Source organism: Neisseria sp. P0016.S008 (assembly GCF_051957775.1).
In the GTDB taxonomy this organism is placed as follows: Bacteria; Pseudomonadota; Gammaproteobacteria; order Burkholderiales; family Neisseriaceae; genus Neisseria; species Neisseria flavescens_B.
Window position 1 is genome coordinate 1 of the sequence record NZ_JBQCWB010000028.1, and the last position, 323, is coordinate 323.

Genomic DNA, 323 nt, shown 5'->3' on the forward strand with positions numbered 1-323 from the left:
CAACGGTACAGCACGTTTCAGCAGCCAAATGCGTTACGTTGCTAACAACAAAGGCGAGTTGGTTGTCATCGGCCGTACTTGTGAAGTAGTGATTCACGACGATATCCGTAGCGAACGTGAACGTCACAAAGTACCTTACGGTGCAATCCTGCTGGTACAAGACGGCGAATCCATTAAAGCTGGTCAAACCTTGGCAACTTGGGATCCTCATACCCGTCCGATGATTACCGAACATGCAGGTATGGTGAAATTCGAAACCGTGGAAGTGGGTTTTACTGTTGCGAAACAAACCGACGATGTAACCGGTTTGTCTACTTTGGTAG

At 48.0% G+C, this 323-nt stretch carries 1 pseudogene; it reads left to right on the forward strand.

What is annotated here, in order from left to right:
- Positions 1-323 (forward strand): annotated as a pseudogene (locus tag ACTHS8_RS10840) (transcriptase subunit beta); the annotation flags it as partial.